The sequence below is a fragment of the Pseudomonas arsenicoxydans genome, assembly GCF_900103875.1.
Lineage (GTDB): Bacteria > Pseudomonadota > Gammaproteobacteria > Pseudomonadales > Pseudomonadaceae > Aquipseudomonas > Aquipseudomonas arsenicoxydans.
Genome location: NZ_LT629705.1, coordinates 4,158,371 through 4,173,953, shown reverse-complemented (window position 1 = coordinate 4,173,953; position 15,583 = coordinate 4,158,371). Strand labels below are relative to the sequence as shown.

General features: G+C 59.4%; 17 protein-coding genes. 13 read left to right on the top strand and 4 right to left on the bottom strand.

Features of this window, described 5'->3' with window-relative positions; genetic code table 11:
• Nucleotides 1-54: 54 nt before the first annotated feature.
• Nucleotides 55-1,077 carry a protease SohB gene (gene sohB / locus BLQ41_RS19600; protein WP_090183417.1) on the bottom strand — a complete coding sequence of 341 codons (1,023 nt, stop codon included), beginning with the start codon at nt 1,075-1,077 and terminating at the stop codon, nt 55-57.
• A gap of 204 nt (nt 1,078-1,281) precedes the next feature.
• Between sohB and BLQ41_RS19595 the strand changes: the two genes are divergently transcribed.
• The 6 genes from BLQ41_RS19595 to BLQ41_RS19570 all read left to right on the top strand — a co-directional run bounded on the left by BLQ41_RS19595 (nt 1,282) and on the right by BLQ41_RS19570 (nt 8,127).
• Entirely contained in the window at nt 1,282-1,992 is a 711-nt protein-coding gene (locus BLQ41_RS19595; RefSeq protein WP_090183415.1) for a histidine phosphatase family protein, read from the top strand.
• Between the two features lie 77 nt (nt 1,993-2,069).
• Nucleotides 2,070-2,384: an SCP2 sterol-binding domain-containing protein gene (locus tag BLQ41_RS19590; RefSeq protein WP_090183413.1), complete on the top strand. Its 315-nt coding sequence runs from the start codon at nt 2,070-2,072 to the stop codon at nt 2,382-2,384.
• 292 nt (nt 2,385-2,676) lie between these two features.
• Nucleotides 2,677-4,524: an amidohydrolase gene (locus tag BLQ41_RS19585; RefSeq protein ID WP_090188672.1), complete on the top strand. Its 1,848-nt coding sequence runs from the start codon at nt 2,677-2,679 to the stop codon at nt 4,522-4,524.
• Nucleotides 4,525-4,932: 408 nt separating this feature from the next.
• Nucleotides 4,933-5,796, top strand: a complete 864-nt coding sequence (locus tag BLQ41_RS19580) for a LysR family transcriptional regulator (RefSeq protein WP_090183412.1) — start codon at nt 4,933-4,935, stop codon at nt 5,794-5,796.
• Nucleotides 5,797-5,893: 97 nt separating this feature from the next.
• Nucleotides 5,894-7,039 carry a sterol desaturase/SRPBCC family protein gene (locus BLQ41_RS19575; protein ID WP_090183410.1) on the top strand — a complete coding sequence of 382 codons (1,146 nt, stop codon included), beginning with the start codon at nt 5,894-5,896 and terminating at the stop codon, nt 7,037-7,039.
• Nucleotides 7,036-8,127 carry an SMP-30/gluconolactonase/LRE family protein gene (locus BLQ41_RS19570; protein ID WP_090183409.1) on the top strand — a complete coding sequence of 364 codons (1,092 nt, stop codon included), beginning with the start codon at nt 7,036-7,038 and terminating at the stop codon, nt 8,125-8,127. The genes BLQ41_RS19575 and BLQ41_RS19570 overlap by 4 nt, the downstream gene beginning before the upstream one ends.
• A gap of 48 nt (nt 8,128-8,175) precedes the next feature.
• On the opposite strand, the gene BLQ41_RS19565 is transcribed toward BLQ41_RS19570, so the two are convergent.
• Both BLQ41_RS19565 and BLQ41_RS19560 read right to left on the bottom strand, forming a co-directional pair.
• Nucleotides 8,176-8,418, bottom strand: a complete 243-nt coding sequence (locus BLQ41_RS19565) for a hypothetical protein (protein WP_090183407.1) — start codon at nt 8,416-8,418, stop codon at nt 8,176-8,178.
• Nucleotides 8,419-8,529: 111 nt separating this feature from the next.
• The gene (locus tag BLQ41_RS19560; RefSeq protein WP_090183406.1) at nt 8,530-8,772 is read right to left on the bottom strand and encodes a DUF465 domain-containing protein; all 243 of its coding nucleotides are present in this window, start codon (nt 8,770-8,772) and stop codon (nt 8,530-8,532) included.
• Nucleotides 8,773-8,986: 214 nt separating this feature from the next.
• Between BLQ41_RS19560 and BLQ41_RS19555 the strand changes: the two genes are divergently transcribed.
• Nucleotides 8,987-9,508 (top strand): DUF4142 domain-containing protein, encoded by a 522-nt coding sequence (locus tag BLQ41_RS19555; protein ID WP_090183404.1) that lies wholly within the window; start codon nt 8,987-8,989, stop codon nt 9,506-9,508.
• Nucleotides 9,509-9,564: 56 nt separating this feature from the next.
• On the opposite strand, the gene BLQ41_RS19550 is transcribed toward BLQ41_RS19555, so the two are convergent.
• Nucleotides 9,565-9,840: a hypothetical protein gene (locus BLQ41_RS19550; RefSeq protein ID WP_090183403.1), complete on the bottom strand. Its 276-nt coding sequence runs from the start codon at nt 9,838-9,840 to the stop codon at nt 9,565-9,567.
• Between the two features lie 281 nt (nt 9,841-10,121).
• On the opposite strand from BLQ41_RS19550, the gene BLQ41_RS19545 reads away from it, so the two are divergent.
• From BLQ41_RS19545 to BLQ41_RS19520, 6 genes are read left to right on the top strand one after another with little or no spacing between them, the layout of a single operon-like run.
• Nucleotides 10,122-10,973, top strand: coding sequence for an STAS domain-containing protein (locus tag BLQ41_RS19545; protein WP_090183401.1), 852 nt, complete (start codon nt 10,122-10,124; stop codon nt 10,971-10,973).
• A 4-nt stretch (nt 10,974-10,977) separates the two neighbouring features.
• Nucleotides 10,978-11,340, top strand: coding sequence for an STAS domain-containing protein (locus tag BLQ41_RS19540; RefSeq protein WP_090183400.1), 363 nt, complete (start codon nt 10,978-10,980; stop codon nt 11,338-11,340).
• Entirely contained in the window at nt 11,337-11,741 is a 405-nt protein-coding gene (locus BLQ41_RS19535; protein WP_090183398.1) for an anti-sigma regulatory factor, read from the top strand. Before BLQ41_RS19540 ends, BLQ41_RS19535 begins: the two co-directional genes overlap by 4 nt.
• Nucleotides 11,738-12,748, top strand: coding sequence for an ATP-binding protein (locus BLQ41_RS19530; RefSeq protein WP_090188669.1), 1,011 nt, complete (start codon nt 11,738-11,740; stop codon nt 12,746-12,748). The genes BLQ41_RS19535 and BLQ41_RS19530 overlap by 4 nt, the downstream gene beginning before the upstream one ends.
• Nucleotides 12,741-13,616 (top strand): sensor histidine kinase, encoded by an 876-nt coding sequence (locus BLQ41_RS19525; RefSeq protein WP_090183397.1) that lies wholly within the window; start codon nt 12,741-12,743, stop codon nt 13,614-13,616. The genes BLQ41_RS19530 and BLQ41_RS19525 overlap by 8 nt, the downstream gene beginning before the upstream one ends.
• Nucleotides 13,606-15,549, top strand: coding sequence for a response regulator (locus BLQ41_RS19520; protein ID WP_090183395.1), 1,944 nt, complete (start codon nt 13,606-13,608; stop codon nt 15,547-15,549). The genes BLQ41_RS19525 and BLQ41_RS19520 overlap by 11 nt, the downstream gene beginning before the upstream one ends.
• The last annotated feature ends 34 nt before the right edge of the window (nt 15,550-15,583 follow it).

Sequence of the window (15,583 nt, the reverse complement as noted above, 5' to 3'; positions counted from 1 at the left end):
AAAAAAAAGCCCTTCCATTGCCAGGCAATGAAAGGGCTCGCTTTTAAAGGAGACTTACCAGAAGCGTTGCTGGGTCAACCGGCTCCACCAGCTCAGCAATACGCGATCAACCGAGCTACTGGCCGCCATGCCGATACGCTCTTGCAGGCTTTTGCGTTCGGCGTAATGCAAGTGGTAAAGCTCGGACTTCTTCGCCCGTTCAGCGAGGTATTCGTCGCTGGTCTTCAGTTCGTCGACCAGCTGTTTGTCCAGCGCCGCGATGCCTAGCCAGATTTCGCCAGTGGCGACCTCGTCGATGTCCAGTTGCGGGCGATAACGCGAGACGAAGTTCTTGAACAATTGATGGGTGATGTCCAGGTCTTCCTGAAACTTCTCGCGGCCTTTCTCGGTGTTTTCGCCAAACACAGTCAGGGTGCGTTTGTACTCACCGGCAGTCAGGACTTCAAAATCGATGTCGTGCTTTTTCAGCAGGCGGTTGATGTTCGGCAACTGGGCCACCACCCCGATCGAACCGAGGATCGCGAACGGCGCGCTGATGATCTTCTCACCGATGCAGGCCATCATGTAGCCGCCACTGGCCGCAACTTTGTCGATACAAACGGTCAGCGGCACGCCGGCATCGCGAATGCGCGCCAGTTGCGAGGACGCCAGGCCGTAGCTGTGAACCATGCCGCCTCCGCTTTCCAGGCGCAACACGACTTCATCCTTGGGCGTGGCCAGCGTCAGCAACGCGGTGATCTCGTGACGCAGGCTTTCAGTGGCCGATGCCTTGATGTCGCCATCAAAATCCAGCACGAACACCCGGGGTTTGGCCTCGGGCTTCTTCTTTTGCTTTTTCTCGGACTTGGTCTGGGACTTGCGCAGGGCCTTGAGCTGGTCCTTGTCGAGCAAGGTTTGCTCCAGGCGTTCGCGCAGGCCTTTGTAGAAATCATTCAGTTTGCTGACTTGCAACTGGCCGGCCGCCTTGCGCCGACCTTTGCTGCGCAGCGCCGCGATACTGGCCAGGACCACCAGAATGGCGATCACCAGTGTCACGGTCTTGGCCAGAAAACTGGCGTACTCGGACAAAAACTCCACAGTGACTCCTTCAATACGAAGCGCGGCTTGAAACACGCGCGGGATGCCTCCAGCATACCCATGCGCTGCGCCGACGACCAGTCGGGAAACCTCTGGCAACAGGCCTGTAACGGGCATTTCAAACAAGCGTATGTTTTTTCATTGACAGCTCACCGCCATCCTCATAACCTCGCCAAACCTTCAACGTACCGGGATGACGCGGACGTGGGCAGTATCTATTTGATTCGACATGGCCAGGCCTCCTTTGGTGCAGACGACTATGACGTCCTGTCGCCGACCGGTATCCGTCAGGCAGAAGTCCTGGGCCAGCACCTCGCTGAACTCGGTGTCTGCTTTGATCGCTGCCTGTCGGGCGACCTGCGCCGTCAGCAGCACACGGCCAACAGCGCGCTGGAGCAGTTCGCTGCCGTGGGCCTGCCGGTGCCGACCCTGGAAATCGATAGCGCGTTCAACGAATTCGACGCCGACGCGGTCATCCGCGCGTTGCTGCCGGCCATGCTGCAGGACGAGCCGCATGCACTGGACATTCTGCGCAACGCCGCGCAAAACCGTGGCGAATTCCAACGCATCTTTGCCCTGATCATCGAACGCTGGCTCGCCGGCACTTATGACACTCCGGGCCTTGAAAGCTGGTTGGGCTTTGTCGAACGCGTACAGGCCGGTCTTCACCGCCTCCTCGAAAACGCCGACCCCACCCAGAAAATCGCCGTGTTCACCTCCGGCGGCACCATCACTGCCCTGCTCCATCTGATTACCCAAATGCCTGCAAGGCAGGCGTTTGAGCTGAACTGGCAAATCGTCAACACCTCGCTCAACCTCCTGAAGTTTCGGGGACGTGAGGTGGCTCTGGCTTCCTTCAACAGTCATGCGCACTTGCAACTGCTGAAGGCCCCGGAACTCATTACGTTTCGTTGAGTCCGGACTATTGTGACCCTGGCTGTAATCACCGGCTGTAATTACTCTGCTCTTATTACCCAAGAAAGGATCAAACCATGACCTCCGTAGCTGATGCCGTACAAGCAATGAAAGCCAAGTTCAACCCAGCCGCTGCTGCCGGTCTGGACCTGGTATTCGGTTTCCGCATCGACGACACCAAGAACTTCTCGCTGATCGTCAAAGACAGCACCTGCGAGCTGAAAGAAGGCGAAAACCCTGACGCCCAGGTCACTCTGGTCATGGACGGCGAAACCCTGCAAGGCATCGTTGACGGTTCGACCGATGGCATGCAGGCGTTCATGGGCGGCAAACTGCGCGCTGAAGGCGACATGATGCTGGCCATGAAATTGTCCGAGCTGTTCCCTAGCTAAGACGGCAGCTTCCGGCTTCCGGAAGCACCTTTGGCTGCAAACGAATCCCGCCCCCGAGGCGGGATTCGTCGTTTTTGCCCTCTAGAAACGGCCGCCCGTGGATTTGCGGTCTATATTCCTTCTGGCCGCTTGCGCCAGGCATCGGCCGTTTGCCCCCGATCAATTGACGGAGCGCGCCGCCATGAGCCCACCTGACGTCCACAACGGCTTCGATCGCCGACGTGTATTGCAAGGCCTTTCGGCAGGTGCCGTTGGTGCCTGGATCAGCCCGCTAATCGCAGGGAGTAAAACCATGCCCGACACCCCCGCCGACCTCATTCTGTACAACGGACGCCTGCACACCGTCGACCGCAAGAAACCCCAGGCCAGTGCCGTCGCCATCAAGGACGGCCGCTTCGTGGTGGTCGGCAGCGACGCTCAAGCCATGGCGCTGCAAGGCCCCGCCACCAAAATCATCGACCTGCACGGCCGCACGGTGATTCCCGGCCTCAACGACTCGCACCTGCATCTGATCCGTGGCGGCTTGAACTACAACCTCGAACTGCGCTGGGAAGGCGTGCCGTCACTGGTCGATGCCCTGCGCATGCTCAAGGACCAGGCGGATCGCACGCCAACGCCGCAATGGGTGCGCGTGGTCGGTGGCTGGAGTGAATTCCAGTTCGCCGAAAAACGCCTGCCAACGCTTGATGAACTGAACAAGGCTGCGCCCGACACACCGGTATTCGTGCTGCACCTCTATGACCGCGCCCTGCTCAATCGCGCGGCGCTGAAAGTGGTCGGCTACACCCGCGACACGCCAAACCCGCCGGGCGGGGAAATCCAGCGTGATGCCAACGGCGACCCCACGGGTATGCTGATCGCCCGCCCGAACGCGATGATTCTCTACTCGACGCTGGCCAAGGGACCGAAGCTGCCGCTTGAGTATCAGGTCAATTCCACTCGCCAATTCATGCGTGAACTCAATCGTCTGGGCCTGACCAGCGCCATCGACGCCGGCGGTGGTTACCAGAACTACCCGGACGACTATCAGGTCATCCAGCAACTGGCCAAAGACCAACAGCTGACCGTGCGCATCGCCTATAACCTGTTCACCCAGAAACCCAAGGAAGAGCTGACCGATTTCAAGAATTGGACCAGTACCTCCCAATACGGCCAGGGTGACGACTTCCTGCGGCACAACGGCGCCGGGGAAATGCTGGTGTTTTCGGCGGCCGACTTCGAAGACTTCCTCGAACCGCGCCCGGACCTGCCGCAAACCATGGAGCAGGAACTGGAGCCGGTGGTGCGCCATCTGGTGGAACAGCGCTGGCCATTCCGCCTGCACGCGACGTACAACGAGTCCATCAGTCGCATGCTCGACGTGTTCGAGAAGGTCAATCGCGACATTCCGTTCGATGGTTTGCCGTGGTTTTTCGATCATGCCGAAACCATCACCCCGCAGAATATCGAACGGGTGAAAGCCCTGGGTGGCGGCATCGCGATCCAGGACCGCATGGCGTTCCAGGGTGAGTACTTTGTCGACCGCTATGGCGCCAAAGCCGCCGAACACACGCCACCGATCGCGCGCATGCTGGCTGAAGGCATTCCGGTGGGAGCCGGCACCGACGCCACGCGCGTGTCCAGCTATAACCCTTGGACTTCGCTGTACTGGCTGGTCAGCGGTCGTACCGTCGGGGGTCTGGAGCTGTATCCGCAAGGCTTGAGCCGCGATACGGCGCTGGAGCTCTATACCCACGGCAGTGCCTGGTTTTCTTCCGAACAGGGCAAGAAAGGCCAGATCAAGGTTGGGCAACTGGCTGATTTGATTGCGCTGTCGGCGGACTACTTTCACATCGAGGATGAAGCGATCAAATGGATCGACTCGGTGTTGACCATCGTTGACGGCAAGATTGTCTATGGCAGTCAAGAGTTCGAAAAACTCGGGCCGCCGCCGATTCCTGTGGTGCCTGAGTGGTCGCCCGTGGCCAAGGTGCCGGGGCACTGGAAACCCATGGCGCCGTTGACAGCGCAGGCTCATCACTGTGCGGGCGCTTGTGCGGTGCATGCGCACAGTCATGAACGGGCTCGGTTGTCTTCGGCACCGGTCAGTGACTTTCAAGGGTTCTGGGGGGCGTTCGGTTGTTCGTGTTTTGCGTTTTGAATAGAGACCTCGCTAATACCCTAGTGCTGTTCGCTTAAGGAAGTTTTGGGGTTGGGGTTGGATTTGGGTACATATCCGTTTCTGCGGTTACGGCGGATATTGGTTCCGCTTTTACAGCGGGTCACTTGGAAGAGCGCCAAGTAACCAAGCGCTTTTGCCCCTGACGTTCGGTGCCTAGCTAAGGCTCGGCACCGTACGTCAGGGGCGCTGGCGCTTGGTTACTTGGCGCTCTTCCAAGTAACCCGCCGTCAGGGCGGAACCAATAGTCGCCGTGACCGCAGAAACGGATATGCCCCCAACCCTATGAATGGCATTACGCCAACCCCCACAGGGAACTAGGCAACAGCCATATGAACGAGATTGGCAGGATCCGTTTACAATCCCCACACTTCCCGCACCGGCCACCCCATGGACATCGATCTCGCGCGCACCTTTCTGGAAATCGTCCGCCACGGCAGCCTCGCCGCCGCGGCAGAAAAACTCCACGTCACCCAGACCGCAATCACCGCCCGCGTGCAGAAACTCGAAAGCCAGCTCGGCAGCACACTGTTTGTGCGCAACCGCGCCGGCGCGCGCCTGACGCCCAACGGCGAAGCCTTTGTGGTATACGCCAACCAACTGGTCCAGACCTGGGAAGCCGCGCGGCGGGATCTGCCATTGCCAGAAGGCTACCGCGACGTGTTGCACATCGGCGGTGAAGTCAGCCTGTGCAACCCACTGATGCTCAGTTGGGCCGGCGAACTGCGCGAGAAGATCCCCAGCCACGCCCTGCGCATGGAAATCCGCGATGGCGAAACCCTGTTGCGGCAACTGGAACTGGGAGTGTTGGACGCAGCGCTGGTCTATCAGCCAGAGTACTGGCCGCGCCTGCAAGTCGAGCAGATCCTCGAAGAAAAACTCATCCTCGTTCGCCTCACCGGGCGTCCCGATCCTTACGTGTACATTGACTGGGGCCCGGACTTCCGCCGCCAGCACGATGCAGCCCTGCCGGAAAAAGCCAAGGCTGCCTTGAGCTTCAACCTCGGCCCACTCGCTCTGCAGTACATTCTGGAAAACGGCGGCAGCGGCTACTTTCGCACGCGCGTGGTCCAGAGTTACCTGGAAAGCGGCGTGCTGGAGCCCGTGCCCAAGGCGCCCGAATTCAGCTACCCGACCTACCTGGTCTATTCCCGTGATCGCGACTCGGCGACCCTGCAACGAGCCTTCGATTTGTTGCGTGAAGTCATCAAGACCGACGACGACTGGTCCCAGCGCTGGAATCCGCTGACCTGACATACCGGATCATGGCGCTTGTGTCCTTGAGGTTGTTCCAGCCTCGACGGGCAGATCAGCTAATCTGCGGTTATAACAATAACCACAGGTGAGCGCAGTGAGGCAGACCACCCAGGCATTCCGTGACCGCTATCGAGCCGCCATTCATCCGCGCTACAACCCTTGGCTGCACGGCGCTTTCGTGTTGCTGTTCGGCTTACTGGCCATCGGCGGATTCTGGAGCACCGTGCATCAAGTCCAGCCGCTGGAATGGCTGGCGGTGCCGCTGACGCTGCTGTTCTTCAACTTCGGCGTGTACGTGGTGCATCGGCATCTGGGGCATCACAAAAAGAGCTTCGCGCGGATGTTCTACGCCCGCCATGCAGGCGACCACCACAGTTTTTTTGCCCCCGGCCACATGACCTACGACAGCGCCCGGGACTGGCGGGTGATTCTGTTTCCAGCCTGGCTGATCGTGCTGCACACCGTCGTCATCACCCTGCCCCTCTGGTGGCTGATGGGGCGCTTCGATAGCAACGTCGCCGGATTGTCGGCTGGCTGCCTGGTGCTCGGATACCTGACCTATGAGGTGTTTCATGCCTGCGAGCACCTGCCACCGAGCAACCCGGTCACACGGCTGCCGTGGATTCGCCAGATGCGTCGCCTGCATGAATTGCATCACCGTCGCGAGCTGATGCAGGAACGCAATTTCAATATCGTGTTTCCGCTGATGGATTACCTGTTCGGCACCCTGTATTGGGAGCCGGAGCACGACACTCAGCCCCTGACGAGAACGGCCATGACCCGCATGCAGCACCAGATCGCTATCGCCGGCAATCCAATGGATGTGCTCGCCTACGCCAGCACCGTGACCCGTTGGCCGGAGTGGCATCCGTCCTCCCTCAAGGTCGAGGGGCAAAGTGGCCCCTTGCATGCCGGCGCGCGGTTCGAAGAAGACATCCGCGCCGGCGGGCGTGACGGCCACTTGAGTTGGGAGGTCAACGAATACCTGCCCGGACGGCGCTGGAGCGCCTGGGCGCGGGGCGATCACGGGCTGTCGCTGGTGGTGACTTACGAGTGCGAGGCTGAGGGCGATCACACCCGGTTTATCCGCACTCTGGACTATCAGTTCGCCGGACTGGCGATGCGTATCGCCAATCGACTGCTGCTCAAGCGGCGCATCGAGCGCGAATCCTCGGCATCGATGCTGGCGCTGCGGGACATGGCGCAAAAACACTTGAACCCGGCAGGAGCCACCGCGTGAGAAGAGCCTTCAGGTTTAGCAATCTACTGTTGTTATTGATCATTGCCCTTGGCGTCTTTTTACTGTTGTTCCCGACCAAAGTCCGGCCTGTAGCCTGGACTCCGGCACCGGCGCCCTCTCTCACCGTCGGCGTGTATGCCGACAATCAACGCCTCAAAGGCGCGGAGCGTGTCGGCCCTGCGGGCATTGAAGGACCCGAGGCGCTGTTGCTGGAAGAAAACGTGCTGATCACCGGACTGCACAACGGACGAGTGATTCGTACCAGCCTCGACGGCAAGGACACTCAGATTCTGGCCGTTACCGGCGGCCGGCCTTTGGGCATGGCGCGGCACCCCAGTGGGTTATTGGTGATTGCCGACGGCGTCAAAGGCTTGCTGTCGCTGGATGCTCATGGCCGATTGTCGGCGTTGACCACAGAGGCTGGCGGCGTACCCTTCGGCTTTACCGACGACGTGGTCATCGATAAATCGGGGCATTACGCCTATTTCAGCGACGCTTCCAGTCGTTGGGGCCTGGGCAAGGATGGCGAGGCGATCATCGAGCATGGCGGTGACGGTCGGTTGTTGCGCTATGACTTTCAGTCCGGAAAAACCACGGTCCTCCTCGATAAGCTGGAGTTTGCCAACGGCGTGACCCTGGGGCCGGATGACAGCTTTGTGCTGGTCAACGAAACCGGTGCCTACCGCATCAGCCGTTATTGGCTGAGCGGACCGAAAGCCGGCACCCATGACCTGTTCATCGACAATTTGCCGGGGCTGCCGGACAACCTCGCGTTCAACGGTCGCGACCGGTTCTGGGTGGCGCTCTATGCACCGCGTAGTGCGTTGCTCGACGCCACGGCGCAACACCCCTTTGTACGCAAGATGATCGTGCGGGCGTTGATGCTGCTGCCCAAGCCGGTGGAGAAACGCGCGTTTGCGCTGGGGCTGGACGTCGATGGCAAGGTCATCGCCAATTTGCAGGATGCGAACAATGGCAATTACTCGCCGATTACCACGGTGCGCGAGTACGGGGACTGGCTGTATCTGGGGTCTCTGAAGGCCAACAACATGGCGCGATTGCCGTTAAGCACTGCCCTGCAGAAGTAACCTCAATCAAACTGTGGGAGTGAGCTCCCACAGGGGATGTGAGCTGAATTACCGCGGATCGCTCTCTTTATCTCGCACGGCGTTTTCCGTTTCTTCCAGCACCCGCTCAGGGTCCATCGCGGTGGTGTCGTCCTCATTCAGGGGGCGCACGCCTTCATTGGCAGGCAGCTCGTCGATGCCGGGTTCGTCTTCGGGGTTGACCGCCGTGCGGCCGGGGCTCAGAGGCTCGGGACGGGTGGGAATCGGGTCGTATCCACCCTGCTCTTCACTGGGGAATTTTGGATCGGGCATAAGGCACCTCGCAGGGAGTCGAAAAGGTCGGACTCTGATCTTTCGAGGTGCCGGTATTTACTCCCGTTCCAATTTTTCGGTCACCGGTCGTCGGTGGCTTGCCGTCGCGGGTCAGGAAGAAGACTGGAGTTGTTTGACGATCTTGTCCTTGACCTGCACGCGCGCCTCCTTGAGCTTTTTCAATACGTCATCGCTGGGCGCATCTGATTTTGCGGTTTCAGCCTTGACTACCTCGGCGTCCGCTTGCGAATACTTGTCGATCAGTGAATTCAGTACTGGATCCTTGGAGCGTTTTTGCTGGATATCTTCCTTTGAAAGTTTCAGGTCCTGATAAAGGTCGTGTGGTACCGGCATGGAACACCTCCGTTATTGATCGGCAGCAAACGCGATTTATTGCGTTTACCAACTATCAGAATGGCCTCGGTTACCGTGTTCTGTCGACCGTCTATCAGACCAGCGGTGTCCGTTCGTCGTCCTGTCGCAAACGCGATAAAACCTTTGTCCGAGCGCCGACCTCCATTGAATAACGATCAGCGGATCGTCTTCAAAACTGTGTGGAGAATAACCAATGGACGGATTTACCCTGCGCCACCTTGCCTTGGCCGTAGCCTTGAGTTCCAGCATGGGTGTTGCGTTTGCCGCGACCTCCAATGACTTCGTCGATGACGCCGCGGCCGGCGGGATCGCAGAAGTCGAAACCAGCAAACTGGCCCTGGAAAAAAGCTCATCGGCGGACGTCAAGGCATTCGCCAACATGATGATCACCGATCACACCAAGGCCAATGAAGAATTGGCGGCGTTGGCGAAAAAGAACGACATCAAGGTGCCGGACGACACCACGCTGGTGAAGCAAGCCAAGGAAAAAATTCTCGATATGCGCGATGAATCGTTCGACGCCGCCTACGCCAACAATCAGGTGAAAGCGCACGAAGAAACCATCGCGCGATTCAAAAAAGAAGCCGATACCGTGACAGACGATAAGGTCAAGGGCGCCACAGAACTCAAAGGGTTCGCGCAAAAGATGTTGCCGGCGCTGGAAAAACATTTGGAGATGGCGAAAAAACTCCAGGCTGCTCACCCCAGCAAATAAAACGTCCATAAAAAAGGCCGCATCGATTGATGCGGCCTTTTTTACGGCTGGACGAACTAGCCGCCATCGGTATCGATGTCGGCGTCGGTCTCATCACTGGGCTTTGGCCGGTCGGGATGGGGTTTGAAACCCGGGCTGAATTCGTTGTCGTTGTCATCGTGGAGGTTTTTCTGATCGACCGCCGCATCAGCGCTTTGCGCAGAACCGGTGGATGATTGTTGACGTTGAGCACCTGCTCCCTCGTCGCCCGGCATTTGCGGATCAATCGCCGGGTCATTGCGATCGATCGGTGCACCCGATTGATCCTGTCGTTGTGTCGTTTCGTCTTTCATACGTACCTCGCTCATATAGGCAAGCCCGCACCTCGAAACACCGAGGCCTTGAAAGTTCGAAGTCATACAGCGTCAGGGGTTCCATCCAATAAAACAGCGCCTGACTAGAGAGTCGTCATTAAATCGCCGTGGACGTGGGTACCTACTAGAGTTAGCGGCAACTGTTGCGGGGATAAAATAATCCACGCGCACGGCTAACTATTGCGTACGGCAATTGTCATTGATTCACGCCGGTGTTTTTTTGGGGAATCGGCACAGAATTTTTTCAGGAGCTCAGACACATGGCAGCACTGCATATCGGCACTCTCGATGCGATGAAAAGCAACCAGACACAACTGGTTGGCGATTGGATGACCAGCCAGGAAGCCACTGGCGCTACCCGCAACTTGAAAGAACACGACCTTAAACAGCAGACGTCGGAATTTCTGCAACTGCTGATCGCCGGCCTGGAAAACGGCAATGGCCCGAACGTCAACGCGCCGGGCTGGGATGACATTCGTCAATTCCTCGAAAAGCTCTCCCACAGCCGCGCCCTGACAGGTCAGGACTCGCACCAGACCGCCAGCTTCATTTTCTCGCTCAAAGGCCCGATGTTCGGTCTGTTGCAACGCCACTACGAAGCCAATCCAGCCATGCTCGCCGAGCAGCTCTGGGAAGTTTCCGAATTGGTCGACGCGTTGGGCATGCACACCATCCGCACCTTCCAGAAATCGCGCGAAGCGGTGATCAAGCGCCAGCAGGAAGAATTGCTGGAACTCTCGACCCCGGTGGTCAAGCTCTGGGACGGCGTGCTGGCGCTGCCGATGATCGGCACCCTCGATTCGCAACGTACCCAAGTGGTCATGGAATCCTTGCTGCAGCGGATCGTCGATACCGGTTCGGAAATCGCCATTATCGACATCACTGGCGTGCCGACCGTCGACACCCTGGTGGCTCAGCATTTGCTCAAAACCGTGACCGCCATTCGCCTGATGGGTGCCGATTGCATCATCAGCGGCGTGCGACCACAAATCGCCCAGACCATCGTGCACCTTGGCCTGGACCTGCAAGGCGTAGTCACCAAAGCCAACCTGGCCGATGCATTGAAACTGGCCCTGACCCGTCTGGGAATTACCGTCAGCAAGTCGGTATAAGCCGATGGAACGCATTCCAATTCTGCAAATGGGCGACTTTTTGCTGGTGACCATTCAGGTCGACATGCATGACCAGCTCGCCCTGACCCTTCAGGACGATCTGTCCGAACGCATCAGTAGAACCTCGGCGCGCGGTGTGTTGATCGACATCTCCGCGTTGGACATGGTCGATTCGTTTATCGGCCGGATGATCGGGACGATTTCCGGCCTGTCGGCAATCATGGACGCACAAACCGTTCTGGTGGGTATGCAGCCTGCCGTGGCGATCACGCTGGTAGAGCTGGGGCTGACCCTGCCCGGCGTGAAGACTGCGCTGAACGTCGAACGTGGGATGAAGCTGCTTCAGGAACGGGTACGTGAGCAATGAACGTACGTAGCAGCGGTACGCAAGCGATTCATATCGAGCAGGATGTGGTCCTGGCTCGACAGACCGCGCGCAAGCTCGCTACGGAGTGCGGCATGCGCCTGATCGACTTGACCAAGATGGTCACCGCCGTCAGCGAGCTGGCGCGTAATACGATGGTGTATGGCGGCGGTGGCGACATGGACTGGCAGATCCTCGACGAAAACGCCAGAGTCGGTTTGCGCCTGACCTTTCGCGATGAGGGCCCGGGCATCCCGGACATCAAGTTGGCAATGACCGATGGCTGGACCTCCGGCAGCGGTCTGGGCCTGGGCTTGACCGGAGCAAAACGCCTGGTGGACGAGTTCGAACTGGACACCGCGCCCGGCAAAGGCACTCGCATAACGATAACCCGATGGACATGAACATCACGGGTTCGCTGACCCAAGTGTTGTTGATCGAGGACGTCAGTCAGATTGGTCATGCCCGGCGCACGGCGCAAAGGCTCGCCGAAGACACTGGATTCGACGCCACTGACGCTGGACGCGTGGCACTGGTGATCACTGAACTGGCGAGCAATGTGCTCAAGCACGCCACCCGTGGCGAATTGCACCTGCGGACCCTGCCCGGTAAAAAAGCCAACGGCATCGAGATCATCGCAGTCGACCGTGCGCAGGGTTTTGACTTGCAGGCTTGCCTGACCGACGGGTTTTCCACCGGAGGCACTCAAGGCATTGGCCTGGGCGCGGTGTCACGTCAGACAGAAGTGTTCGATGTCTACGCCGATTCCCGAGGCGCGGTGATTCTGGCCCGTTTTTATTCCCGTCGTCACAAAGACTCAGACCTGCGCCTGGGTGTCAGCCAGCATTCGTTACACAATGACCCGGCGTGCGGCGATGTCTGGCACCTGTCGATTGATGGCCCCCACCTCAGCGCCTTGGTGATCGACGGACTGGGCCATGGCGAAGACGCCGAGCGCGCCGCCCGCGCCGGTGAACAAGCCTTCGCCCTGGCGCCGTTCGCGTCGCCGGTGTGGCTGCTCGAAGACATTCATCAGGCCATGCTCGGCACCCGTGGCGGTGCGCTGGCGATTGCCCAGTTCAACGGTCACCTCGACACCCTTACCTTCACCGGTATCGGTAATATTGGTGCCTGCCTGATCGCACCGGACAAGTCCCGTGGCATGGCGTCCCATCCGGGCATCGTCGGCGGGCAATACCGCAAAGCCCAACCCTTTGAATATGCTCACGTGAACGGACAACTATTGATCATGTACAGCGACGGCCTGCAGTCCCGTTGGACCCTGCAAGACTACCCCGGTCTGGTGCACCGCCATCCGGCGGTCATCGCCGCTGTTCTGCACCGCGATTTCTGTCGCGGCCGGGATGACGCAACGGTCCTGGTCGTCGATCTGGAGGCCGGCCATGACTGAATTGCCCGCGCTTACGAGCGACGAACAAGCGGCACTCATCGAACGCTTGCAGAATGAGACCGCGTCGCTGCGCGAAGAGCTCGAAGAAACCAATCAGGGCGTGCTCGCGCTGTACGCCGAACTCGATAACCAGGCCGAAGAACTGCGTCAGGCATCAGATCTCAAAAGCCGCTTCCTCTCGTACATGAGTCATGAGTTTCGCACGCCGCTGGGCTCGATCCTGAGCATCGCCAGCCTGTTGATCGATGAGCTCGACGGCCCGCTGAGCCCCGAGCAACACAAGCAGGTCACGTTCGTCAGCACCGCCGCGCGGGAGCTGAGCGATATGGTCGACGACCTGCTCGACCTGGCAAAAATCGAGGCTGGGCGCATCACCATCTCACCCGCCTGGTTCGACATGCTCGATTTGTTCGCCGCCCTGCGCGGCATGTTTCGCCCAATCGTCGACGCTACGGCGGTGGACCTGATCTTCGAAGAACCGGTTGGTCTGCCGCGTCTTTTCACCGATGACAAGAAGCTGGCGCAGATCCTGCGCAACTTCATTTCCAACTCGCTGAAGTTCACCGCGCGCGGCGAAGTGCGGGTTTCGGCATCGCTGGAAGGCGAAAACCAGGTGCGCTTTGCCGTCAGCGATACAGGAATAGGTATCGCTCCCGAGCTACATGGGGCATTGTTCGAGGACTTTTCCCAGGTAGACTCACCGCTGCAAAAACGCTTGCGTGGTACCGGCCTGGGCCTGTCTTTATGTAAACGCTTCGCTGCATTGCTGGGCGGCGAGGTCGGGGTCGAGAGTACGCCGGGGGTCGGTTCGACCTTCTTCGTGATCATCCCGCTGGCCATCGCCATGGAGCCTGCCGATGAAACGTGACATTCGCCTGTTGATTGTCGATGACAACGCCGCCACGCGCTACGCCCTGCGCCGACGCCTGGAACCGCATGGCTACAGCGTGCTGGAGGCCGGAACCGGCGGCGATGGCCTGGCAATGATCGACAGTGAGCAGATCGATGCGCTGATTCTGGACGTCAATCTGCCCGACATGAGCGGGTTCGACATTGTCCGTAAACTGCGCTCTGAACCTGCCACGGCCTTGTTGCCGGTGATTCACGTGTCGGCCGCCTCGATCCAGACCGGTGACATCATCACCGGCCTGGACGCCGGGGCCGATGCCTACCTGATCCATCCCGTGGACCCGGATGTGTTGCTGGCGACCTTGCGCACCCTGCTGCGGGTGCGTGAAACCGAACACGCCCTGCGCGAAAGCGAGGCGCGATTTCGCGAGATTTTCGTCAACGTCTCGGCGCCCATTGCCGTGCTGGACGCCCAATTCAACGTCCACGAATGCAACCATGCGTTCGCCCGGCTGATCCAGGACAACCGCGATCCGCAGACCTTGCGCGAGTGCTTCGCCGACCAACAGGAGGCGATCCTCGACGAACTGCGTGTGCGCCTGACGGCGGGCGAGCGCTGGAAAGGCACCCTGAACATGCGGGTGGAGGGCGAACTGCGGGAAACCGAGTGGCAGATTTCGCCGTATCGCACCCCTGAGTTGAGCCTGGTGTTCGTCGAGGACGTCACCGAACATCGCCACCGCGAACGTTCGCACCTGGCCCAGCTCGACGACGCCACCTCGCAGCTCGAACATGAGATTGCCGTGCGCGTGCGCACCGAGGCCCAGCTGCTGCAAGTGCAGAAGATGGACGCCCTGGGCAAGCTGACCGGCGGCATCGCCCATGACTTCAACAACCTGCTGACGGGCATCATCACCAGTCTGGAATTGATCCAGAAACGCGTGGCCAACAACCGTACCGACAAGGTCCAGTTATACGCCGAAGCGGCGTTGAACTCGGCCATGAGCGCCGCCTCGTTGACCCATCGCTTGCTGGCCTTTGCCCGCCAGCAGCCACTCGATACACGACCGGTGGACATCAACGAACACATCCGCTCCCTCGAAGAGTTGCTGGTGCGCACCATCGGCGAACACATTGCGCTGAAGCTCGAACTGACCTCCAAAGCCGCGATTGCGTTGGTCGACCCGATCCAGCTGGAAAGTGCCATGCTCAACCTGGTGATCAACGCCCGCGATGCCTTGCCGCAGGGCGGCAATATCTGGGTCAGCACCTATGCCGCGCATTCCCACGGTGACATGAAGCTGGCGGATGGCGCCTACGTTGCGTTGTCGGTGCGTGATGACGGCACCGGTATCGAACACAGCGTGATCGATAAGGTGTTCGATCCGTTTTTCACCACCAAGCCGCTGGGTCAGGGCACCGGGCTGGGGTTGTCGAGTATTTACGGGTTCGCCCGTCAATCAGGTGGCGATGCGCACATTCGCAGCGTGGCCCGCCGGGGCACGGAAGTGACCATCATGCTGCCCGCCAGCACGGATTCGACCACCGCTGAACCGGCGTCGATAACCGTTGATAATCAGGGTTCGGGCGAGCATGTACTGATTGTCGAGGACATGCCGTCGGTGCGCATGTTTGTTGCCGAAGTGCTGGCGGACGCCGGTTATCGTTGCACCCAGGTCGGCGACATCGACAGTGCACTGGAGCGCCTGCAAAACGACCCCTCGATCGATCTGATGCTGACCGACGTGGGGCTACCGCGCATGAATGGCCGGGAACTGGCGGATGTCGCCCGTGGCTGGCGCGAGAGTTTGCCGATCCTGTTCATGACCGGTTATGCGGAAAACGCCATCAACCGCCAGGTATTCCTCGGCGATGGCATGGAGATGTTGATCAAACCGTTTCAGATCAATGAACTGCTGGACAAGGTTCGGCTCACCCTCGGCTACAGCTGATATTCGCCTGAATTACGGATCATTCCCACGCGGA